Below are 22674 nucleotides of genomic sequence, written 5' to 3' on the forward strand. Positions count from 1 at the left end.
GTGGTCTCCGTCGAAGCGGCCCGGCACGCGATCGGCCGGATCGCGGACATCACGGCGGACAAGCACATGGAGGGCGTGCGCCTCACGCGCTGGCTGCTCTCCCCGCTGCCCACCTTCCTGCTCTGGCGCCGGATGAAGCTGTGGGAGCTGCGCTCCTACGAGCAGGTGATCAAGCTGGAGCAGGAGCGTCTCGTCTATCAGGCGAGGCTGCGTTCCCGTTTCGGCCGTGCCTGGCGCCGCAAGGCCCCGGTGGAGTCGCTCATGCCGCTGCGGCTGGCCCGTTACGGCGTCCCGCTGGCGGAGACCGCCCCGGCGGGTCTGGCGGCGGCGGGCATAGAGCCGGCCGTGCTCCCCCCGGCGCCGCTACCGGCCGCGGCGCCCCCGCAGGAGCTGTCGGCGGCCGCCCCGGGGGTCCGGGCCGTCGAGGCGGCTCCCGCGCCCCAGCAGGCGCTGCAGGCACAGCAGCCACAGCAGGTCGGCCAGGCGCCCGCCTCCGCGCCCACGGAGGAGGAGCAGAGCCCGTGGTTCCAGGCTCCGCCCGAGGTCGCGTACCAGGGCGGCTACGACCCCACGTACGACCCCTCGGAGCAGTACGCCCAGTGGTACGAGGAGCAGCAGCAGGCCGAGCAGTACCAGGACCAGTACCAGGTGGAGCCTCCGACGCAGGAGCCCTCTCCGGAGGAGACCGGTTCGTTCCCCATCCCGGTGGGTCCGGGCCGCAGCCGCGAGCTCGGTGAGGGCGGCGGTACACCGATCGCCGAGCCGGACGAGGAGTCGTACTACCAGATCTTCAAGCAGTCGTCGATGAGCGGCAGCGGCTACCCGACGCCGAGCCAGTTCAGCTACGACGTGGAGGCCACCTACGGCACCCCCATCCCGGACTCCGAGGCGAAGCGCATGGTCATGCGCTTCCAGAACCGCCACGCGGCGGAACTGGAGGAGGACCACATCGCCTGACGCGCAGGCGTACGACGGAGGGGGCGCCCGGTGCTGACACCGGGCGCCCCCTCCGTCGTGGACGTGCCGCCTACTCCCCGAGCAGGGCCCGTACCCGCTCCTGGCCCACGGCCAGCAGCAGGGTGGGCAGCCGCGGGCCGGTGTCACGCCCCACCAGCAGGTGGTAGAGCAGGGCGAAGAACGTCCGCTGGGCGGTCTTGATCTCCGGCGGGAGCTCCTTGGGCGTGGCGTCGGCGGAGAATCCGGCCTGGACCTTGGGGACGCCGTAGACGAGGTGCGTGAGGCCGTCCAGCGACCAGTGGTCGGCGAGTCCGTCGAGCAGGAGGCGCAGGGACTGCCGGGAGGCCTCGTCGAGGGACTTCAGCAGCTCGGCGTCGACTTCGGCGCGGACGATCGTGCGCTGGTCGGCGGGGACGTGGGTGTTGATCCAGGCCTCGGCCTTGTCGTACCGGGGCCGGGCCTCGTCGAGGGAGCCGAGCGGGTTCTCCGGGTCGAGGTCGGAGAGGATCCGCAGGGCCTGGTCCTGGTGTCCGGCGGTGATGTCGGCGACGGAGGCCAGCGTGCGGTACGCCAGCGGCCGCACGGTGCGCGGCAACTCACCGGCGGCCGTGCCCACCGCACGGGCGTGCGCGGCGATGTCGGCCGGCAGAGCGGACCCGTCGGCGACCTTGGCGTCCAGCTTGTCCCACTCGTCGTAGAGCCGCTGGATCTCCTGGTCGAAGGCGATCTTGAAGGACTGGTTGGGGCGGCGCCGGGCGTAGAGCCAGCGCAGGAGCTGCGGCTCCATGATCTTCAGCGCGTCGGCGGCGGTGGGGACCCCGCCCTTCGAGGACGACATCTTCGCCATGCCGCTGATGCCGACGAAGGCGTACATGGGCCCGATGGGCTGCTTGCCGCCGAAGATGCCGACGATCTGGCCGCCGACCTGGAAGCTGGACCCGGGCGACGAGTGGTCGACGCCGCTCGGCTCGAACACGACGCCCTCGTACGCCCAGCGCATGGGCCAGTCGACCTTCCAGACCAGCTTGCCGCGGTTGAACTCGTTCAGCCGGACGGTCTCGGCGAATCCGCAGGCGGTGCAGGTGTAGGACAGCTCGGTGGTGTCGTCGACGTACGAGGTGACCGTGGTGAGGTCCTTCTCGCAGTTGCCGCAGTAGGGCTTGTACGGGAAGTAGCCGGCCGAGCCTGCCGAGCCGTCGTCCTCGTTCGCCGCGCCGGACCCCTCCGCCGCCTCGAGCTCGGCCTCGTCGAGCGGCTTCTGCTGCTGCTTCTTCGCGGGGGCCTTCTTGGTGCGGTACTGCTCGAGGATCGCGTCGATGTCACCGCGGTGCTTCACCGCGTGCAGGATCTGCTCGCGGTAGACACCGGAGTTGTACTGCGCGGTCTGGCTGATCCCGTCGAACTCCACGCCGAGCTCGGCCAGCGACTCGACCATCGCCGCCTTGAAGTGCTCCGCCCAGTTCGGGTGTGTCGAGCCCTGCGGCGCCGGTACGGAGGTCAGCGGCTTGCCGATGTGCTCGGCCCAGGAGTCGTCGATCCCGGCGATGCCCTGGGGCACCTTGCGGAAGCGGTCGTAGTCGTCCCAGGAGATCAGGTGGCGGACCTGGTGTCCGCGGCGGCGGATCTCGTCGGCGACGAGGTGCGGGGTCATGACCTCGCGGAGGTTGCCCAGGTGGATGGGGCCGGAGGGGGAGAGTCCGGACGCGACGACGACCACCGGGGCGGTGGCGGGCGATGTCGCTTTGCCGGCGGCCCGACGCTCCGACTCCTCGATGACCTCATCCGCGAAACGGGAGACCCAGTCGGTGGTCTCGGTGCTCAGAGCCACGATCGGCACGTCCTCTTGTTCTGAAGGCTTCCGGGTTTGAAGTGCGTTTCATTGTCCCAGACGGCCCCGCGCCCGGGAAAACGGCTTTACCCCCCATGGGATACTGACTGCGTCTATCCATCCCCACGAGGAGAACGGCACCCATTCCTATGGCCCCGGTCACGTCCCTCAGTCGCTCCGTCGAACAGCACCTCTCGTCCGCCCTCTCGGCCACCCTGCCGGAGGCCGCCGGCGCGGACCCGCTGCTGCGACGAAGCGACCGGGCCGACTTCCAGGCCAACGGCATCCTGGCGCTGGCCAAGAAGGCGAAGGCGAACCCGCGGGAGCTGGCGACGCAGGTCGTGTCCCACGTGGTCACGGGTGATCTGATCGGGGAGATCGAGGTCTCGGGCCCCGGCTTCCTGAACGTGACGATCACCGACGGCGCGATCACCCGGAACCTCGCGGCGCGGTACGCGGACGCGGACCGCCTGGGCGTGCCGCACTCCGCCGCGCCGGGCACGACGGTCATCGACTACGCCCAGCCGAACGTGGCGAAGGAGATGCACGTCGGTCATCTGCGGTCGGCGGTCATCGGCGACGCGACGGTGCAGATCCTGGAGTTCACCGGCGAGAGCGTGGTCCGCCGGCACCACATCGGCGACTGGGGCACCCAGTTCGGCATGCTCATCCAGTACCTGGACGAGCACCCGCACGAGCTGGACCACAAGGATTCCCGGGTGAGCGGCGAGGAGGCGATGTCGAACCTCGACCGCCTCTACAAGGCCGCGCGCAGGCTGTTCGACGCGGACGAGGAGTTCAAGACCCGGGCCCGGCGCCGGGTGGTTGACCTCCAGGCGGGCGACCCGCACACGCTCGCGACCTGGCAGAAGTTCGTCGACGAGTCGAAGATCTACTTCTTCTCGGTCTTCGAGAAGCTGGACATGGAGATCCGGGACGAGGACATCGTCGGCGAGTCGGGCTACAACGACATGCTGGCGGAGACCTGCCGGCTCCTGGAGGAGTCCGGGGTCGCGGTCCGCTCCGAGGGAGCCCTCTGCGTCTTCTTCGAGGACGTCAAGGGCCCGGACGGCAACCCGGTCCCGCTGATCGTCCAGAAGTCGGACGGCGGCTACGGCTACGCGGCGACCGACCTGTCGGCGATCCGCGACCGTGTCTTCCACATCAAGGCGAGCACGCTGCTGTACGTGGTGGACGCCCGTCAGTCGCTGCACTTCAAGATGGTCTTCGAGACGGCACGCAGGGCGGGCTGGCTGAACGAGGACGTCAAGGCGCACCAGCTGGCGTTCGGCACGGTCCTCGGCAAGGACGGCAAGCCGTTCAAGACCCGTGAGGGCGAGACGGTGAAGCTGGTCGACCTCCTCGACGAGGCGGTCGAGCGGGCCACGACGGTGGTCCGGGACAAGGCCGTGAAGGTGGGCCTGTCCGAGCCGGAGATCGTGGAGAACGGCCGGTACGTGGGCGTCGGCGCGGTGAAGTACGCCGACCTGTCGACGTCCGCCGTGCGGGACTACAAGTTCGACCTGGACCAGATGGTCTCGCTGAACGGCGACACGTCCGTCTACCTCCAGTACGCGTACGCCCGGATCCAGTCGATCCTGCGCAAGGCCGGCGAGGCCCGCCCGGCCGCCCACCCGGAGCTGGAACTGGCCCCGGCGGAGCGGGCGTTGGGCCTGCACCTGGACCAGTTCGGCGAGACGGTGCACGAGGTCGCGGCGGCGTACGAGCCGCACAAGCTGGCGGCGTACCTCTACCAGCTGGCCTCGCACCTGACGACGTTCTACGACCAGTGCCACGTGCTGTCCCCCGACAACGCGCCGGAGGTCGTCGAGAACCGCCTGTTCCTGGTGGACCTCACGGCCCGCACCCTCCACCTGGGCATGGCCCTGCTGGGCATCCGGACCCCCGAGAAGCTCTGAGGGACCGAGCGGCGGAACGAGCGGCAGGTGGCGCGCCGCCGATCGACGCACCGCGGCCCGTCCTCCTCCGGTTTCCGGGGAGGGCGGGCCGCGGTCGTGCCGGGGCCGCGCCAGGGCCGTGTCGGGGTGCGTCAGGCAGCGAACCGCTTGAAGGCCGCGCGGGTCCCGGTCCCGGCGATGCCGTCGATCTTGCCGGTGTAGCCGTAGTCGTCCTTGAGGAGCCGCTGGAGCGCCATGATCGTGTTGGGGCCCGGGTCGCCGTCGATGGCGTCGGTGTAGCCCCAGTACTTCTTGAAGCAGCGCTGGAACGCCTTCCAGCTCTCGGTGCCCAGCTGTCCGTCGATCTTGCCGGTGTAGTCCCAGTCGCCCGCCAGGAACGTCTGGACGTTCTTGGCCTCGGCGGTGGTCAGGCCGAAGTTCTCCGTCGCGAGTGCGGCGGCGGGGGCGCCCACCGCCTGCGTGGCCGGCACGGAGGCCGCGAAGCTGGTGCCCGCGGTCGCCAGGGATCCGGCGGCGAGACCGGCGACGGCGGTGAGTCCGACGAGAGTCCTGGCCAAGACGTTCGGTCGCATGCGTTCCTCTTTCGGGTCGTGGGTCGTCACCGGCCCGGTCGACGAGCCGGTGACGACACGAGCGTGCGGGGCGGTCGCCGGGGGCCGCCACGGCTGCCGCCGAGGTGACGGCCTCACGGGATGACACCGGCTCTGAACTGCGAGGACACCGTCCGCCGGGACGGTCCCGCGGGACGGCTGTGGCGGGTGTTGAGATGCTCATGCAGAATGCGATCGAGCGGGGGCCGCTGACCACGGTCCATGACCGCAAGTGGGGGGAAGATGTCGCGCTGGAAAGCGCTGTCCACCGAACTGGATCCACGTGTACGGCAGTTGCTGACGCAGCTGCGCCGGCTGAAGGACCACAGCGGGCTGAGCATGCGTCAGCTTGCCGCGAAGACGGCGTACAGCGAGAAGTCGTGGGAGCGGTACCTGGGCGGCAGGTCGCTGCCGCCCCGGGAGGCGGTCGAGGCGCTGGCCCGGATCGGGGGCGTCGACCCGGTCCGCCTGCTCGCGCTGCACGAGGTCGCCGCCGACACATGGGCCGGCGGCAGGCACGTCGCCCCCTCCGCGCCGCAAGAGCCCGCGCCGGAACCCGCGCCTGCGCCTGCGCCTGCGCCTGCGCCCACGGTGGGGCCGACTGCCCGTCTGAACCCGGCCCTGGACCTGGGCCCGGCCCCGGACCCGGAAACAGAACCGGAGACGGAATCGGTGACGGCTGCCCGGCGGTCGCTGCGCGTCGCGCTGGTGGCGGGGGCGGTGGCCCTGGTGCTGGCCCTGTCCTCGGCGGCGCTCCTGATCATGCGGCTCGACCACGGCGACGGCGGACCGGCGGCCGCTCCCCCCGCCGCGTCCACCGCCGCGGCACCGTCGTCGGCGCCCGCGTACACCTGCCGGATCGAGCGGGCCGACGGCCTCTGGTACGCGGGCATCAGCCGCACCCGGGACACCGAGCTCGCCTACGGCGCGGTGGGGCCCGAAGTGGCCGAGGCGCAGTGTCTGCTGCGCCGGGCCGGGATCTCGCCGGGCGGCATCGACGGGATGTTCGGCCCGCTGACCCAGCGCGCGGTCAAGGCCTTCCAGACGCGGGCCGGGCTGGCCGTGGACGGCTCGGTCGGACCGAACACCTGGAAGGCCCTGCGCGGATGACCCGTCCAGCCTCGTCGCCGGAGGGTGCCCGACTGGCCTCCGCGCTCCGGGAGTTGAAGGGCCGGACCGGCCTGAGCCTGGCGGGCCTCGCCGCGAAGACCGCGTTCAGCAAGTCGTCCTGGGAGCGCTATCTCAACGGCAGGGCCCTACCGCCGCGCACCGCGGTGGAGGCGTTGTGCCGTCTCGCGGACGAACCGGTCGGTCGGTGTCTTGCCCTGTGGGAGATCGCGGAGTCCGAGTGGGGCGGCCGCGCCAGGGAAGCGGGACCGGCCCGACCGGCCCGACCGGCCCGACCGGCACGCCCCTCGGCGACCTCGGCGACCTCGGCGACCCCACCGCCTCCCGCCCTCCCGGCCGCCACAGCCGCCACAGCCGCCACAGCCGCCACAGCCGCCACAGCCGCCACAGCCACAACGGCGGACAGGGCCACGCCGGTCGGCCACCGGGGAGCCGCGGCCGTGGCGGTCCTCGCGTCGGCGTCCGCCGCGGTGTTCGGGGCCATCGCGTTGACCCTCTTCCTCCTCCCGGGCCGACACGCCGCACCAGACCCGGCCGCGTCCCCGGCCTCCTCCTCGCCCTCGTCCACGTCCGCCACCGGCCCGCGCTGCCGGGGAACCGCCTGCGAGGGCGGAAGCCCGACGGACATGCGGTGCGCCACCGAGCCGGAGACCGTCGCCGAGCACGTCACCGCCACCGGGGCATCGGTCCAACTGCGGTACAGCAGGGAGTGCGGGACCAGTTGGACCCGGATGTGGGGTGCTCGGATCGGCGACCGGATCGAGTCCGAGGCCGTGGATGGCGCCCGCACGTACCGAGCCGAGGTCAAGGACCGTGCCGAGGCGGACACCTATGTGCACACCGCCATGACGGCGACCCGCCCCGGCACGCTCGTCCTGACCTGCTTCCTGCCGACGGCGGGCGGCGCGAAGGAGTGCTTCGAGGCCCGGGTGGGCCAGGCCCCGGAACCAACTCCTCGCACCCGTACGTCCCACCCCCCGACGACCTGAGAACACCGGTGCGAGGAGTGGCAGTTGGGCGGCGCGGACGACCCGTCGATCGGCGAGGCGCTGATCACCTTCCTGCTGGTCGGCGGCGCTGGGGTGGTCATCCCGGCCGTCGTCGTCCTCCCGCTCGTCGGCCTGGGCATCTGGCTGACGCACGTCCGGCGCCGCCGGCGCGCGAGACACCCCGCCTGACGGCCGTCGCGGACCGGACGGGACGCAGCGGCCCGGGCCGCTGTCAGTGCCTGCCCCTACAGTCACCGGTATGGCGACTCTTCCCAATCCGCTGCCCACACTGGCGACCGACCCGAGCGGCCGTTCCCTGGGGCTGCAACTCCCGCCCGGGAGACTGATCGAGGCCTCGGCGGACGACCCGTCGGACAAGCCCCTGCTGTGGCACTCCGGCAAGTCCGCCGCACCCGGGAACTGGAGCGCGCTGGGCGGGCAGGCCGCCCGGGCCGGGCTGCTGCCGGTCCTCGTGGACCTCGGTGGCAGCCAAGGCGGCCCGGCGGACTGGGAGTTGCAACCGCAGGAGACGACCTACCCCGGCGACCACGACGCCGACGAGGTGCTCGCGGAGTTCTGGGAGGAGTACGCCGAGGACGAGCTGGCCGAGGGGACCGCGCCCTTCGGTCCGGACTGGCCCGGTCTCGCCCCCACGGCGACGCTCACCGTCGCCCCGGACACCCGGGCCGCGCAGGTCGCCGACTCGCTGGCCGACGGATCCCGGTCCTGGTTCAAGGAACCGCGCCTGGCGCTCGTCCCGGCCCGCCGGTCCGCCGACATCCCGGCGGCGATCGGCTGGAGCGGCCCGCTGAACCACGAGAACGACGTGGCCAGGCTCTGCGCGGTGCTGCGCTCGTGGGAGGACCGCTTCGGCATACGGGTCGTGGCCCTCGGTTTCGACCTGCTGGCCGTGTCCGTCGCCGCGCCGCCCACCACCCTGGCCGAGGCCGAGGCGGTGGCGGCGGAACACTTCGCGTTCTGCCCGGACAACATCACCGGGACCGGCCCGGACGCTCTGCGCGCCTACGCCGAGGAACTCGTCGACGAGCCGGCCTGGTCCTTCTGGTGGGACTGACCTCGCTCGTCAGCCCCTGAGCCCACGCCCCAGCCTCCGCAGCCCCTCCCCGATCTCCTCCGGGGTCTGCGTCACGAAGCACAGCCGCAGGGTCGAGCGGTCGGGCTCACCGGCGTAGAAGGGGGCGCCGGGGACATACGCCACGTCCTGGGCGACGACCCGCGGGAGCAGGGCCGTGGTGTCGTACGACTCGGGAAGGCGGGCCCAGAGGAACATGCCGCCCTCGGGCCGGGTCCACTCCGACCCCGCCGGGAGCGCGTCCGCGAGGCCCGCGAGCATGGCGTCCCGGCGCTCCCGGTACACGGCGGCGACCCGGGCCACGTGCGCGTCCAGGTCGAAGACGGTCAGGTACCGGGCCGCGGCGAGCTGGTTGACGGTCGGGGTGTGCAGGTCGGCGGCCTGCTTGGCGACGACACAGGCCCGGCGCAGCTCGGCCGGCGCGCGCAGCCAGCCCAGCCGGATGCCGGGTGCCATGACCTTGGAGAAGGAGCCGAGAAGGACCGTACGGTCGCGGGCGTCGGGGTGGGCGGCGATCCAGGGGACGCGCTCGCCGTCGTAGCGGAGCTCGCCGTACGGGTCGTCCTCGACGATCCACAGGCCGTGCCGGGCGGCGACGGCTGCGACCGCGGCACGGCGCTCGGCGGAGAGTGTGCGGCCGGTGGGGTTCTGGAAGGTGGGGACGGTGTAGAGGAGCTTGGGCCGTTCGCGGACCACCAGGTCGGCGAGCGCCTCGGGTTCCGGGCCGTCCGCGTCGCCGGGCACCGCGACGATCCTCGCTCCTGCCAGAGCGAAGACCTGAAGGGCGGCCAGGTAGCAGGGGGCCTCGACGAGCACCGTGTCGCCGGGGTCGAGGAGGGCGCTCGCCAGCAGGGAGAGGCCTTGCTGGGAACCGGTGGTGACGAGGAGGTCGTCGGCGGTCGTGGGCAGTCCACGGGCCGTCGTCCGTTCCGCCAGCCGCTCACGCAGACTCGGCTCGCCCTCGGTCGTGGCGTACTGGAGGGCCTGGGCCGGAACCTCCTCCAGCGCGTACCGGAACGCGGCGGCCACGCCCTCGCGGTCGAACAGCTCCGGCGCGGGCAGCCCGCCCGCGAAGTTGATCACCTCGGGGCGGGCGGTGACGGCGAGGATGTCCCGCACGGGCGAGCCGCCGACCGACCGGACCCGGGCGGCGAGCGGAGGCACGGGGACGGAACCGGACGCGGGGGCGGGGACGGAGGCGGGGGCGGGGACGGAGGCGGAGGCGGGCGCACTGGGGGACTCGGCTGCGACAGTCATGCCCGCACCCTAGGGAGATACATGCCGCCTACACACGGGTTTCTGCCATGTGGACAGCGGCACGCGTTCACACCTTCGTCCCCGTCGCCCCGTACACGTTGATGTCGTCGTCCGTCACGTCGTCGATGCCGCGGTAGCGGATCTTCTCGATGTCGTCCAGGGCGGCGAAGGCGTCCGGCTCGATGCCGGGCGGGGCCGGCGCCGGTCCCGGGTTCCACCGGTGCACGGGCACGACCCCGGGCGCGTCCAGGACGAGGCCCGGAGTGTCGCCGAACAACCGCTCCACCTGCGCCCTCGACCGGAAGACGAAGGTGAACCCGCGCTCCGTGTAGGTCCGTTGGACGGCACGGGTCGGCTCCGGATGCAGTTCGTCGGTGAGGTGGGTGAGGACGACCCTGCTCCCGGCGGGCAGCCCCGCCACCAGCTCCCGCAGCACGGGGTACGCCTCCTCGTCCTCGACGAAGTGCAGGACCGCGACCAGGCACAGGGCGATCGGCTCGGTGAAGTCCAGTGTCCTGGCGGCCTGTTCGAGGATCCGGGCCGGCTTCAGCAGATCGGCGTCGAGGTAGTCCGTCCGCCCCTCGGGGCCGCTGGTCAGCAGCTCCCGCGCGTGGGCGAGCACGACCGGATCGTGGTCGACGTACACCACCCGCGCCTCGGGGACGACACGTTGGGCGATCTGGTGCACGTTCTCCCCGGTGGGCAGCCCGGTGCCCAGATCGAGGAACTGGCGTATCCCGTCGTCCGCGGCCAGCTTCGTCACGGCCCGCCGCATGAAGTCGCGGTTGTGCCGTACGTCCAGGTAGCCGCGCGGGTTGGCGGCGAGGGCGGCGGCCGCGGCGGCGCGGTCCACCGGGTAGTTGTCCCGGCCCCCGAGGAACACGTCGTAGACCCGGGCGGGATGCGCTCTGGTGGTGTCGATCCCCGCGGACTCCTCCACCTGTGCGGCGGATACGGCGGACTCGGTGGACACCGCGGACACCGTGGGCTCAGCAGGCTCAGAGGACACCGCGGGCTCAGTGGGTTCAGTGGGTTTTCCGGACAAAGGGGCTCTCCCCAGGCAGTAGGGCGTCCCACATCCCGTCCCGTCAGGGCACTGTCATCGCAGGTCAGACGCCATGGGACCGGACCGGCGTCCCGACTTGCGCTGCGGATGTGGAAGGTCGGAGGCCGTACGACTCAGGCTTGCCCCATGCCCATACGCCCCACTCCCCCCACCCGTCGCCGTGTCCGTCTGCTCGCCGCCGCGCTGGCCGCCGCCGCGGCCCTCACCCTCACCGCGTGCCGCGACGGCGAGGGCCTGCGCGACGAGGGCCCGTCGGGCGCCGGCACCGCGACAGGAGCCGGCACCCTGACCGGGCCGGGGCCCCTGACCGAGTCCCGCGCCCTGACCGGGTCCGGTTCCTACGGCGCGGGAGAGGCTCCCGCCGGCCCCCATGTGGAGCCGCCGAGCGGGAACTCGTAGTCGGGCCGCCCGTTCTCGCCGCTCGTGCGGAACGGCCTGCCCTTGTCGTCGACCGTCACCGTGCCGTGCCGTGAACCGCTGGACCAGGACAGCTCCAGGTACCAGCGCACGTCGTACGCGGAGGCGTCGGCGGTGACGTAGTAGACCTCCGGGTCGGACTCGCTCACCTTGAACGGGAAGTCCTGGTGCCCCGCCTCGGGCACCAGCGCCGGCCGCTCCGCGTCGAGGGCGACGGAGAAGGCGCGTGTCGGTACCCCGCCACCGCAGCCCACGCCCGGGTAGCCCATGGCGTAGTCGTTCCAGGCGAGCGGCACGCTCTTGTCGACGGTCCGGACCGTCAGGCTGTCCACGACGACGGTCTCCTCGCCGGTCCCCTGCACGGTGATCTCCAGAAACTGCTCCCCCGCCGACACGGCCCCGTGCCGGGCCACCCACGCGGGCGCGTCCTGCTCGACGGGCGGCGGCCAGACCTGCCCCGGCCCCTGCTCGATCAGATAGTGCTGGCTGCAGGGGCTCTCCCAGGCGTACGGGCGGGTGGTGACCGTCAGCGGGACGGGGTCGTCGGCCCCCGCGTCCGACGCCGCCGAGGAGCCCGCAGTGGCGGAGCCCGACGGGGAGGCGGAGCCCGAGGCCGAGACCGACGGCGACGCGGACACGGACGGCGACGCCGACGCGGACGCGGAGGACGTGCTCCCCGCCCCCCGCCCCTGCACGGACGGCGTACCCGCCGCCCCGACGCCGTCCCCCTCGCCCGACCCGCCGGACGGCAGGATCAGGGCGAGCGCCAGGGCGGCCGAGCCGAGGGCGGCAACGACACCGACCCCGGCGAGGACCAAGGAGCGGCGGGTACGCCGGGTCCGCTCGTCCCCGACACCCGCGGCCCCGACACCCGCGTCCACGGTCACCACCTCGTCGGCCACCGCGTCCACGACCGCCGTCTCCGCGCCGGCCTCGCCGCCGACGAGACCCGCGACGGCGTCCGCCTCGGCCGTCGTCGCCTTCCGTCCCCGCACCGCGTCCGCCAGCACCCACCGCCGGTGCAGCTCCACGAGCTCCTGAGGTGACGCTTTGCAGAGCCGGGCCAGCCGCTCCACGGGCGCGTAGTCCGTGGGGACGGCGTCCCCGTTGCAGTAGCGGTGCAGCGTCGACGTACTCATGTGGAGCCGTTTCGCGAGCATTCCGTAGCTCAGCCCGGACCGCTCCTTCAACTCCCGCAGCAGTTCGGCGAACTCGGTCGCAGACACCGTTCCTCCACTCCCCATGTCCCATCCCCGTGTTCCAGGGATGGTCCGTTTCCCCAGGTCAAACCCATTGCGGGCATTCCAGCGTCCCTGATCGTCCGCCGGCCGTGGCGGCCGGGACGGATCCCCCCACAAGCTTTGGCCATCCAAGCACGCCGCTTCAACCCGGCATTCCGGAAGAGGACTTCACGATGCGTATCCGCCGCAACAGCCACCTGCTCGCCCTCACCGCCCTGGCCGCCCTCGCACTCACGGCGTGCGAGGACGGGACGGGCGTACAGGACGAGGGCGCGTCGCACCCGGCATCGTCGACGGCCACGGCGGCTCAGCCCACCCCCGGCACGGACAAGGGCACCGGCACCGGCACGACCCCGCCGAAGGACACGACGGGCTCGACGGGCTCGACCGGCTCGGGCGGCAAGACGGCCGGTACGACAGGCGGCGGCACGGGCGCCGGCTCGGGCGGCAAGACGGACGGCAAGACGGACGACACCGCCTCCGACACCCGCGTCCTGTGCAACGGCTCGAACACCAAGGTCACGGCGCAGCCGGTCGCCCGCCCGCTCAACCACATGCTGCTCACGGTGACCAACACCGGCAGCAGGACCTGCGACCTGACGTACAACCCTGTCGTGCGCTTCGACGAGATGCAGTGGGTTCCGCAGGCCGCCGAGGCGACGCGGCCGCAGGCGGTCACGACCCTCGCGCCCGGCGAGTCCGGCTACGCGGGCGTCCTGCTGTCCGCCGCCGACGGCAGCGGTGACGGCGGACAGACGGCCAAGAAGCTGACGATCGCCTTCCAGGGCTACACCCCGAACAGCGACGGCGGCGCCTCCGCGACGCCGTCCCTGCCCGCCAAGGGCGTCTACTACGACAGCTCGCTGGCGGTGACGTACTGGCAGCAGGACGCGGACGACGCGCTGTCCTGGTGAAGGCGGCGAACTACCGCAGCTTCCGGGCCACTTCGGTGGCCCAGTAGGTGAGGATGTTCCGCGCTCCGGCCCGCTTGATGCCGGTCAGCGTCTCGAGGATCGCCCGGTCGCGGTCGATCCAGCCCTTCTCGGCGGCGGCCTCGATCATCGAGTACTCGCCGGAGATCTGGTAGGCGGCGACCGGCACGTCCACGGCATCGGCGACCCGGGCCAGGATGTCGAGATAGGGGCCGGCCGGCTTCACCATGACCATGTCGGCGCCCTCCTCCAGGTCCAGCGCCAGCTCGCGCATCGACTCCCGGAGGTTCGCCGGATCCTGCTGGTACGTCTTCCGGTCGCCCTTCAGGGACGAGCCCACGGCCTCCCGGAAGGGCCCGTAGAAGGCGGAGGAGTACTTGGCGGTGTACGCGAGGATCGAGACGTCCTCCCGGCCGATCTGGTCGAGAGCGTCACGGATGACCCCGATCTGCCCGTCCATCATGCCGCTGGGCCCGACGACATGGGCACCGGCATCGGCCTGGACCTGCGCCATCTCGGCGTAGCGCTCCAGGGTGGCGTCGTTGTCGACGCGTCCTTCCTCGTCCAGCACGCCGCAGTGCCCGTGATCGGTCGTCTCGTCCAGGCACAGGTCGGACATGACGAGCAGGTCGTCCCCGACCTCGGCCCGCACGTCCCGGATGGCGACCTGGAGAATCCCGTCCGGGTCGGTCCCGGGCGTGCCGAGCGCGTCCTTCCTGGACTCCTCCGGCACGCCGAAGAGCATGATCCCGGAGATCCCGGCCTCTACGGCCTCCAGCGCGGCCTTCTTCAGGCTGTCGCGCGTGTGCTGCACGACGCCCGGCATGGCCTGGATCGGCACCGGCTCGCTCACACCCTCCCGCACGAAGGCGGGCAGGATGAAGTCGGCCGGGTGCAGCCGGGTCTCCGCGACCATGCGCCGCATGACGGGGGTGGTGCGCAGCCGCCGGGGACGCGCACCGGGAAAGGAACCGTACTTCGTCATGGCTTCTACGCTACGCCCGGCGCCGGGGCCTACTTGCCGACGCACTGTCGACCCACCGGCCCACCGGCCCACCGGCCCACCGGCCCACCGGCCCACCGGCCCGACGGCGCCGCATCGGCGAGGGTGCGCACAGCCAGCCCGTCCGGCGACGAGGACGAGGCCCGTTCAGGGCCGAAGCGGCGGTGCGGGGGCGGAGGTCCGGGGGCGGAGGTCCGGGGGCGGAGGTCCGGGGGCGGCAGCCCCCGGGACAGCCACCCCCGCCGCTCAGGTGGCTCGTCGCCGCCGCGCCCCCGGACGCCGCTCGCTCGGCCGGCTGACCGGGTCGCCGGCCTCCTGGGCCGCCGCCCGCCGGCGCAGCCCGAAGTCGGCCAGCGCCTCGGCCAGCTTGAGCACGGACGGCTCGGGCGCCATGACGTCGACCCGCAGCCCGTGCTCCTCGGCCGTCTTGGCCGTGGCAGGACCGATGCAGGCGATGACCGTCACGTTGTGCGGCTTGCCGGCGATACCCACCAGGTTCCGCACGGTGGACGACGACGTGAAGAGCACGGCGTCGAAGCCGCCGCCCTTGATCGCCTCCCGCGTCTCCGCCGGCGGCGGCGAGGCCCGCACCGTCCGGTAGGCCGTGACGTCGTCGACCTCCCAGCCCAGCTCGATGAGCCCGGCGACCAGCGTCTCGGTGGCGATGTCGGCGCGCGGCAGGAACACCCGGTCGATCGGGTCGAAGACCGGGTCGTACGGCGGCCAGTCCTCGAGGAGCCCGGCAGCCGACTGCTCACCGCTCGGTACGAGGTCGGGCTTCACACCGAAGGCGACCAGTGCCTTCGCCGTCTGATCGCCCACCGCGGCGACCTTGATGCCCGCGAAGGCACGCGCGTCGAGCCCGTACTCCTCGAACTTCTCGCGCACCGCCTTGACGGCGTTCACCGAGGTGAAGGCGATCCACTCGTAGCGGCCCGTCACCAGGCCCTTGACCGCACGCTCCATCTGCTGGGGGGTGCGCGGCGGCTCGACGGCGATCGTCGGCACCTCGTGCGGCACGGCTCCGTACGACCGCAGCTGGTCGGAGAGCGACACCGCCTGCTCCTTCGTACGCGGCACGAGCACCTTCCAGCCGAACAGCGGCTTGGACTCGAACCACGACAGCTGGGCGCGCTGGGCGGGGGCGGAACGCTCGCCGACCACGACTATCACCGGTCGGCCGCCCTCGGGCGAGGGCAGCACCTTCGCCTGCTTCAGCGTCTGCGCGATCGTGCCCAGGGTCGCCGTCCACGTCCGCTGACGCGTCGTCGTACCGGCCACCGTGACCGTCATCGGCGTATCGGGCTTGCGCCCCGCCGACACCAGCTCGCCGGCGGCCGAGGCCACCGAGTCGAGGGTCGTCGACACGACGACCGTGCCGTCGGACGCCCCGACCTCGGTCCAGCAGCGGTCCGAAGCCGTGCGCGCGTCGACGAACCGGACGTCGGCGCCCTGCGCGTCCCGCAACGGGACACCGGCGTACGCGGGCACGCCGACGGCGGCCGCGACACCGGGTACGACCTCGAAGGGAACACCGGCCGCCGCGCACGCGAGCATTTCCGCGGCCGCGTACGTATCAAGTCCGGGGTCCCCGGTCACCGCACGGACGACCCGCCTGCCGCCCCGTGCGGCCTCCATGACAAGATGTGCGGCATCGCGCACAGCGGGTACCTCAGCGGTTGTTGACGTGCCGTCAACGACCGTCGGGAAGGGCGCGCCTGTGCCCGGAAGCGAGTCCGACGAAGGACCCTCTTCCGTGTTCACGACGGCGACGCCCGGCCTCGCGTGCGTCCGTACGACGTCGAGCACCTCGTGCTCGGCGACGAGGACGTCCGCGTGCGCCAGCGCCTCCACGGCGCGCAGAGTCAGTAGTCCCGGATCCCCGGGTCCGGCACCCAGGAAGGTGACGTGCCCGTGTTCAGGACCAGCGGCTGGAAGGGTGGTGGGGCTCACAGTGCTCGCTCCCCCATCAGACCGGCCGCGCCCTGGGCGAGCATCTCGGCTGCGAGTTCGCGACCGAGCGCCATTGCCCCGTCGTGCGTCTCGGGCACGGGACCGGTGGTGGACAGCTGCACCATGCGCGTGCCGTCGGTCGTACCGACGACTCCACGCAGGCGCATTTCGTTGACAATCTGCCCGTCGGCCAGAAGGTCGGCCAGCGCGCCCACAGGGGCGGAGCAGCCGGCCTCCAGGGCGGCGAGCAGGGACCGTTCGGCGGTCACGGCGACCCGGGTGAAGGGGTCGTCGAGCTCACCGAGCGCGGCGATCAGTGACGCGTTGTCCGCGGCACACTCGATCGCCAGTGCTCCCTGGCCGGGAGCGGGCAGAACCGTGTCTATCGACAGGAAGTCGGTGACCTCGTCGATGCGGCCGATGCGGCTGAGGCCGGCCGCGGCCAGCACCACCGCGTCCAGCTCGCCGTCGTGCACGTACCTGATCCGCGTGTCGACGTTCCCGCGGATCGGTACGGTCTCGATGTCCAGCCCGTGGCTGCGCGCGTACGCGTTCAGCTGCGCCATGCGGCGCGGCGCACCCGTACCGATGCGCGCCCCGCGCGGCAGGTCGGTGAACTTCAGCGCGTCCCTGGCGACGATCACGTCGCGGGGGTCCTCGCGCACCGGTACGGCGGCCAGGACCAGGTCCTCGGGCTGCGTGGTCGGCAGGTCCTTCAGCGAGTGAACCGCGAAGTCGACCTCGCCCTTGGCCAGCGCGTCGCGCAGCGCGGTCACGAAGACGCCCGTGCCGCCGATCTGCGAGAGGTGCTCGCGGGAGACATCACCGTAGGTGGTGATCTCGACGAGTTCCACGGGCCGTCCGGTCACCTGGCTCACGGCGTCCGCGACCTGCCCGGACTGGGCCATGGCGAGTCTGCTTCGCCTCGTCCCCAGTCTCAGTGCCTTCGTACTCATGCCGCTCATGCCGGCCCTCGGTTCTCTGCGTTCTTCTCGGTGCTTTCCTCGGCCCGGGACACGGCGGCCACCGCTTCCGGGTCGAGGTCGAACAGGGTCCGCAGCGCGTCCGCGTACCCGGCGCCGCCGGGCTCGGCCGCGAGTTGCTTGACCCGTACGGTCGGCGCGTGCAGCAGCTTGTCGACGACCCGCTTCACGGTCTGGGTGATCTCGGCGCGGTGCTTGTCGTCCAGGCCGGGCAGCCGCCCGTCGAGCCGGGCGATCTCCGTGGCCACGACGTCGGCGGCCATGGTGCGCAGGGCGACCACGGTCGGCGTGATGTGCGCGGCCCGCTGCGCGGCGCCGAAGGCGGCGACCTCGTCGGCGACGATCCGCCGCACCTGGTCGACGTCGGCGGCCATCGGCGCGTCGGCCGAGGCCTCGGCCAGCGACTCGATGTCCACCAGCCGCACGCCGGCCAGCCGGTGCGCGGCCGCGTCGATGTCCCGCGGCATGGCCAGGTCGAGCAGGAAGAGGACCGGCTCCGGCCGGGCGGGCGCGGCGACCGGCTCGGGCCGGCGGCGCTCGGGGATGCGTCCGAGGGCGGCGGCGGTCGCGGCGAGCGCGATGATCAGCTCGGCGTCGGCCTCGGGGCCGCGCCGGGCGGCGAGCCGACGATCCACGGTCGCGTTGTCGACCCAGGCGGCGTGCTGCTCCAGCGTCGCCGCGTCCATGCCGGCGACGGCGGCCTCTCCCAGCACGGAGAAGCCGGACTGCTGCACGGGGGCCTGCTGTACGGCGGCCAGGTCGAGGGGGCAGTTCTCGTCGGTGCCGACCGAGGTGGGCGGCAGCGGTCGTACGTCCGTCGCCGCGGCCTCCTCGTCGAAGGCGACGGGTGTCCCGGTGCGGCCCTCGACGGCCTCGGCGACCGCCTCCGCCGTCAGGACCAGGCCCGTCGCCCCGGTACAGGAGACGGCCACGTCGGCACGTGTCAGCTCGGCCGGCACCGACTCCATCGGTACCGCGCGGGCCGACACGTCCGTGTCCTCGGCCTCGGTCAGTATCTGCGCGAGCCGCTCGGCCCGGTCGGCGGTGCGGTTGGCGACGACGACCTCGGCGACCCCGGCGCGCGCGAGCGTGGCGGCGGCCAGCGAGGACATCGAACCGGCGCCGATGACCAGCGCCTTCTTGCCCCGCGCCCACGCGGTCACGTCGCCGCCCGCGGCCAGCTGCTCCAGGCCGAAGGTGACCAGGGACTGCCCGGCGCGGTCGATGCCGGTCTCGGAGTGGGCGCGCTTGCCGACCCGCAGGGCCTGCTGGAACAGGTCGTTCAGCAGCCGTCCGGCGGTGTGCAGCTCCTGCGCCCGGGCCAGGGCGTCCTTGATCTGCCCGAGGATCTGTCCCTCGCCGACGACCATGGAGTCCAGGCCGCAGGCCACCGAGAAGAAGTGGTGGACGGCGCGGTCCTCGTAGTGCACGTACAGGTAGGGGGTGAGCTCGTCGAGCCCCACCCCGCTGTGCTGGGCGAGCAGCGTGGACAGCTCGGCGACACCGGCGTGGAACTTGTCCACGTCGGCGTACAGCTCGATCCGGTTGCAGGTGGCGAGCACCGCGGCCTCGGCGGCCGGCTCCGCGGCGACCGTGTCCTGGATCAGCTTGAACTGGGCGTCCGTGGACAGCGAGGCCCGCTCGAGCACGCTGACGGGGGCGCTGCGGTGGCTCAGCCCGACGACGAGGAGACTCATGCCGGCATCACGGCGGGTACGTCCCCGTCGGGTCCCTGGTCGGTGGAGTCGGCGCGGCCCGCGGCGGCGGCCACGGCGCTCTCGTTCGCCGCGGCCTCCTCGCCGGCCTTGCGCTGCTCGTGGAAGGCGAGGATCTGGAGCTCGATGGAGAGGTCGACCTTGCGCACGTCGACGCCGTCCGGGACGGTCAGCACGGTCGGCGCGAAGTTCAGGATGGACGTGACGCCCGCGGCCACGAGCCGGTCGCAGACCTGCTGGGCGACGCCCGGCGGGGTGGTGATGACCCCGATGGAGACGCCGTTGTCGGAGATGATCTTCTCCAGGCCGTCGCTGTGCTGGACGGAGATCCCGGCGACCTGCTTCCCGGCCATCGCGGGATCGGCGTCGATGAGCGCCGCGACCCGGAAACCGCGCGAGGCGAAGCCTCCGTAGTTGGCCAGGGCCGCGCCGAGGTTACCGATCCCGACGATCACGACGGGCCAGTCCTGGGTGAGTCCGAGCTCGCGGGAGATCTGGTAGACGAGGTACTCGACGTCGTAGCCGACACCCCGCGTTCCGTAGGAACCCAGGTAGGAGAAGTCCTTGCGCAGCTTGGCGGAGTTGACCCCCGCCGCGGCCGCGAGCTCCTCGGAGGAGACCGTGGGTACCGAGCGCTCCGACAGTGCGGTCAGCGCGCGGAGGTACAGCGGAAGCCGGGCGACGGTGGCCTCGGGAATCCCTCGGCTACGGGTCGCCGGTCGGTGAGTTCGGCCAGTTGCCACGGTGCTCCTGCGGGTAGAGCGGGGCTGTAGGCGGTCACACGTACCCAGACCGCCCCGTCGACAGCAGGCTATGTCTTTGTGAACGCGTGCACAAAGATGGTGTCCGATTTGCCCGGCCAACGTGACCGGGGTCACGCGCAACATTCCAGGGGGCAAAACCGCCACTCTCCTCGTGAATCCCGCCCCCGAGACAAAACCGCCATCGATCCTAAGCGACGTTCGGTACAGCCTTGTACTGCTCGGTCAGTTCCTCACCCGGCCAGTTCTTTGCGCAGGCGACTCTCGTCCACCCGCCAGAAGGTGTGCTGCCTGCCGTCCACCAGCACGACCGGGATCTGCTCCCAGTACTGGTCGTACAGTTCCCGGTCGTCGGCGATGTCCTTCTGCTCCCAGGACACACCGAGTTCTCCGCAGACCTTCTCGATCACGCGCTCGGCGTCGTCGCACAGATGACAACCGGACTTACGAATGAGGGTGACCGACCGCTCGCCCGCGGCGGCCTTACGTCGAAAGAGGGGAGTCATACCGCCATTCTCGCGCTTCTTTAACGGCGCGGTCGCGGAGAGTTCACACCCTTCGAACCTCTCGGCTCCGGAACCACCGAACAGACTGGCTATGCTCACGCCATGGCCGCTCTAGGATGGCTCACTCCCCGTAGGCGCTCCGCCACGGCGCGGAGCGTGTTGGCAGGCGAGGCCTCGGCGGAGGCAGCCCGCAAGTCCACCCAGGAAAACCTGGACTCCCAGGAGACCCTGGCACCCCTGGACACCCCCGACCGGGAACCGCAGTTCCCGGTGCACGGCGACGCGATGGCCGCCGCCTTCTTCGACCTCGACAACACCGTGATGCAGGGCGCCGCGCTCTTCCACTTCGGCCGTGGCCTGTACAAACGCAAGTTCTTCGAGACCCGCGACCTGGCCCGCTTCGCCTGGCAGCAGGCGTGGTTCCGGCTGGCCGGCGTCGAGGACCCCGAGCACATGCAGGAGGCCCGCGACTCGGCGCTCTCCATCGTGCAGGGCCACCGGGTCTCCGAGCTGATGTCGATCGGCGAGGAGATCTACGACGAGTACATGGCCGAGCGCATCTGGCCGGGCACCCGGGCCCTCGCCCAGGCGCACCTGGACGCGGGCCAGAAGGTGTGGCTGGTCACGGCGGCCCCGGTGGAGATCGCCCAGGTGATCGCCCGCCGCCTCGGCCTGACCGGCGCGCTGGGCACGGTCGCGGAGTCCGTCGACGGCGTCTACACGGGCAAGCTGGTGGGCGAGCCGCTGCACGGCCCCGCGAAGGCGGAGGCGGTACGCGCGCTGGCGGCGGCGGAGAACCTGGACCTCTCCCGCTGCGCCGCCTACAGCGACTCCCACAACGACATCCCGATGCTCTCCCTCGTCGGGCACCCCTACGCCATCAACCCCGACGCCAAGCTCCGCAAACACGCCCACAAGCTCGACTGGCGGCTGCGCGACTACCGCACGGGCCGCAAGGCGGCCAAGGTCGGCATCCCGGCCGCGGCCGGCGTGGGCGCGGTGGCGGGCGGCACGGCGGCGGCGATCGCGCTGCACCGACGACGGCGCTGACGACCACGACGGCACGGACAACCCGACGGAGCGGCCGAGGCGCAACAGCCCGGCCGCTCTTTCGCGTTACCGGACAACACCCCACACCGGGCGCCGAACCCGACCAATCCGACGGCCTTACCCCCGTAACCCCCGGTCCAGTCCTGTTGTCCGCGCACAGCCACAACACGCCCCGGACCGACCCGAAACTCGAACCATTTCGATCAACAATCGTTCACCCTACGCAACTTGATCGAGCGTCAATAGGCCACAGAAGCGACGTAATCGATGATTTGAGCAACTCGGTGTAGCAGGGCCTGCACGAAGCGTTATTCTCCTCAGACGCAATCCGGTACCCCTTCCGTCGCTACGACGGGTGAATGGTTCCGTACTGCACGTGATGCAAGCTCTGCCTCTGGGAGTCCCGTGTACCCACACGTCGGGGTTGACACCTCGGGCCTGGCTACGCTGCGCGCAACGGTCGCTACGGTCCATGACCTCTTGCGCGGCGTCGTCCCCACCGCGTACGCCGTCCCCGCCTTCGCCGCCACCGCTCCGCTCGGCCCGTGCTACGCACTGGCCGACGGCAGCGCCGCGGTGGGCAGACGAGGACGCTCGGCCGGCGCGGCCACCGCCCGTCGGCCGGCCGCCGACAGTGACAGCGCCCGCATGATGGACCTCGTCGAACGCGCCCAGGCCGGCGAAGCCGACGCGTTCGGGCGCCTGTACGACCAGTACAGCGACACGGTCTACCGCTACATCTACTACCGGGTGGGCGGCAAGGCGACCGCCGAGGACCTCACCAGCGAGACGTTCCTGCGCGCCCTGCGCCGCATCGGGACGTTCACCTGGCAGGGCCGCGACTTCGGCGCCTGGCTCGTCACCATCGCCCGCAACCTCGTCGCCGACCACTTCAAGTCGAGCCGGTTCCGGCTCGAGGTGACGACCGGCGAGATGCTCGACGCCAACGAGGTCGAGCGCTCACCCGAGGACTCCGTCCTGGAGTCCCTCTCCAACGCCGCCCTCCTGGACGCCGTACGCCGGCTCAACCCACAGCAGCAGGAGTGCGTGACGCTCCGGTTCCTCCAGGGGCTCTCCGTCGCCGAGACCGCGCGCGTGATGGGCAAGAACGAGGGTGCCATCAAGACGCTCCAGTACCGGGCCGTCCGCACCCTCGCCCGCCTGCTGCCGGAAGACGCCCGCTGAACCCGTCCCCCGCCCACGACCGACGCCACACAGTCCGTGACGCCAACTCACCTTCAGTGAAAGTCCGTTGTCTTCCCGATCCGATCATCCGCAGTCCGTAA

The 22674-nt window shown here is 71.9% G+C and carries 21 protein-coding genes; 10 read left to right on the plus strand and 11 right to left on the minus strand.

All coding sequences use genetic code 11. The features are described from left to right. Positions 1 to 957: DUF2637 domain-containing protein (locus ABT070_RS43465; RefSeq protein ID WP_351768551.1), on the plus strand; the 957-nt coding region annotated here is incomplete at its 5' end. Between the two features lie 70 nt (positions 958 to 1027). Here the strand turns inward: ABT070_RS43465 and lysS are convergent. Then, the gene (lysS, locus tag ABT070_RS43470) at positions 1028 to 2794 is read right to left on the minus strand and encodes a lysine--tRNA ligase (protein ID WP_351768553.1); all 1767 of its coding nucleotides are present in this window, start codon (positions 2792 to 2794) and stop codon (positions 1028 to 1030) included. 140 nt (positions 2795 to 2934) lie between these two features. Here lysS and argS point away from each other — a divergent pair, with 140 nt between their 5' ends. Further along, positions 2935 to 4704, plus strand: coding sequence for an arginine--tRNA ligase (argS, locus tag ABT070_RS43475; RefSeq protein ID WP_351768555.1), 1770 nt, complete (start codon positions 2935 to 2937; stop codon positions 4702 to 4704). 131 nt (positions 4705 to 4835) lie between these two features. Here the strand turns inward: argS and ABT070_RS43480 are convergent, their stop codons facing one another. After that, a complete protein-coding gene (locus ABT070_RS43480) occupies positions 4836 to 5276 on the minus strand; it encodes a peptidoglycan-binding domain-containing protein (protein ID WP_351768557.1) in 441 nt (146 codons plus the stop codon). A gap of 261 nt (positions 5277 to 5537) precedes the next feature. Here ABT070_RS43480 and ABT070_RS43485 point away from each other — a divergent pair, with 261 nt between their 5' ends. From ABT070_RS43485 to ABT070_RS43500, 4 genes are all read left to right on the plus strand, one after another. Continuing rightward, positions 5538 to 6404: a peptidoglycan-binding protein gene (locus ABT070_RS43485; RefSeq protein ID WP_351768559.1), complete on the plus strand. Its 867-nt coding sequence runs from the start codon at positions 5538 to 5540 to the stop codon at positions 6402 to 6404. Next, entirely contained in the window at positions 6401 to 7411 is a 1011-nt protein-coding gene (locus ABT070_RS43490) for a helix-turn-helix domain-containing protein (protein ID WP_351768561.1), read from the plus strand. Before ABT070_RS43485 ends, ABT070_RS43490 begins: the two co-directional genes overlap by 4 nt. 24 nt (positions 7412 to 7435) lie before the next feature. After that, positions 7436 to 7600 carry a hypothetical protein gene (locus tag ABT070_RS43495; protein WP_351768563.1) on the plus strand — a complete coding sequence of 55 codons (165 nt, stop codon included), beginning with the start codon at positions 7436 to 7438 and terminating at the stop codon, positions 7598 to 7600. Between the two features lie 70 nt (positions 7601 to 7670). After that, positions 7671 to 8486 (plus strand): DUF4253 domain-containing protein, encoded by an 816-nt coding sequence (locus ABT070_RS43500; RefSeq protein ID WP_351768565.1) that lies wholly within the window; start codon positions 7671 to 7673, stop codon positions 8484 to 8486. Between the two features lie 9 nt (positions 8487 to 8495). Here the strand turns inward: ABT070_RS43500 and ABT070_RS43505 are convergent, their stop codons facing one another. Continuing rightward, on the minus strand, positions 8496 to 9761 hold the full coding sequence (locus ABT070_RS43505) for an aminotransferase-like domain-containing protein (RefSeq protein WP_351768567.1): 1266 nt from the start codon (positions 9759 to 9761) through the stop codon (positions 8496 to 8498). A gap of 67 nt (positions 9762 to 9828) precedes the next feature. Next, positions 9829 to 10734: an SAM-dependent methyltransferase gene (locus tag ABT070_RS43510; RefSeq protein WP_351768569.1), complete on the minus strand. Its 906-nt coding sequence runs from the start codon at positions 10732 to 10734 to the stop codon at positions 9829 to 9831. A gap of 219 nt (positions 10735 to 10953) precedes the next feature. On the opposite strand from ABT070_RS43510, the gene ABT070_RS43515 reads away from it, so the two are divergent. After that, positions 10954 to 11226, plus strand: a complete 273-nt coding sequence (locus ABT070_RS43515; RefSeq protein WP_351768571.1) for a hypothetical protein — start codon at positions 10954 to 10956, stop codon at positions 11224 to 11226. Here the strand turns inward: ABT070_RS43515 and ABT070_RS43520 are convergent. Continuing rightward, positions 11166 to 12470 (minus strand): helix-turn-helix domain-containing protein, encoded by a 1305-nt coding sequence (locus ABT070_RS43520; RefSeq protein WP_351768572.1) that lies wholly within the window; start codon positions 12468 to 12470, stop codon positions 11166 to 11168. The genes ABT070_RS43515 and ABT070_RS43520 overlap by 61 nt on opposite strands. A 188-nt stretch (positions 12471 to 12658) precedes the next feature. On the opposite strand from ABT070_RS43520, the gene ABT070_RS43525 reads away from it, so the two are divergent. Continuing rightward, the gene (locus tag ABT070_RS43525) at positions 12659 to 13399 is read left to right on the plus strand and encodes a DUF4232 domain-containing protein (protein WP_351768574.1); all 741 of its coding nucleotides are present in this window, start codon (positions 12659 to 12661) and stop codon (positions 13397 to 13399) included. 10 nt (positions 13400 to 13409) lie between these two features. Here ABT070_RS43525 and hemB read toward each other — a convergent pair whose 3' ends face one another. The 6 genes from hemB to ABT070_RS43555 all read right to left on the minus strand — a co-directional run bounded on the left by hemB (position 13410) and on the right by ABT070_RS43555 (position 20338). Beyond that, complete coding sequence (hemB, locus tag ABT070_RS43530; RefSeq protein ID WP_351768576.1) at positions 13410 to 14402, minus strand: porphobilinogen synthase; 993 nt, start codon at positions 14400 to 14402, stop codon at positions 13410 to 13412. 264 nt (positions 14403 to 14666) lie between these two features. Beyond that, positions 14667 to 16373, minus strand: a complete 1707-nt coding sequence (locus ABT070_RS43535) for a bifunctional uroporphyrinogen-III C-methyltransferase/uroporphyrinogen-III synthase (protein ID WP_351768578.1) — start codon at positions 16371 to 16373, stop codon at positions 14667 to 14669. Further along, a complete protein-coding gene (hemC, locus tag ABT070_RS43540; RefSeq protein ID WP_351768579.1) occupies positions 16370 to 17329 on the minus strand; it encodes a hydroxymethylbilane synthase in 960 nt (319 codons plus the stop codon). The genes ABT070_RS43535 and hemC overlap by 4 nt, the downstream gene beginning before the upstream one ends. A 5-nt stretch (positions 17330 to 17334) precedes the next feature. Then, on the minus strand, positions 17335 to 19053 hold the full coding sequence (locus ABT070_RS43545; protein ID WP_351768581.1) for a glutamyl-tRNA reductase: 1719 nt from the start codon (positions 19051 to 19053) through the stop codon (positions 17335 to 17337). Beyond that, entirely contained in the window at positions 19050 to 19814 is a 765-nt protein-coding gene (locus ABT070_RS43550) for a redox-sensing transcriptional repressor Rex (RefSeq protein WP_351768583.1), read from the minus strand. Before ABT070_RS43550 ends, ABT070_RS43545 begins: the two co-directional genes overlap by 4 nt. Before the next feature lie 251 nt (positions 19815 to 20065). Further along, positions 20066 to 20338 carry a glutaredoxin family protein gene (locus tag ABT070_RS43555; RefSeq protein ID WP_351768585.1) on the minus strand — a complete coding sequence of 91 codons (273 nt, stop codon included), beginning with the start codon at positions 20336 to 20338 and terminating at the stop codon, positions 20066 to 20068. A gap of 102 nt (positions 20339 to 20440) precedes the next feature. Between ABT070_RS43555 and ABT070_RS43560 the strand changes: the two genes are divergently transcribed. Next, entirely contained in the window at positions 20441 to 21388 is a 948-nt protein-coding gene (locus tag ABT070_RS43560; RefSeq protein ID WP_351768587.1) for an HAD family hydrolase, read from the plus strand. Positions 21389 to 21793: 405 nt separating this feature from the next. After that, positions 21794 to 22573, plus strand: coding sequence for an ECF subfamily RNA polymerase sigma factor, BldN family (locus ABT070_RS43565; protein ID WP_351768588.1), 780 nt, complete (start codon positions 21794 to 21796; stop codon positions 22571 to 22573). The last annotated feature ends 101 nt before the right edge of the window (positions 22574 to 22674 follow it).

It is taken from the genome of Streptomyces sp. NPDC002884, assembly GCF_040295245.1.
In the GTDB taxonomy this organism is placed as follows: Bacteria; Actinomycetota; Actinomycetes; order Streptomycetales; family Streptomycetaceae; genus Streptomyces.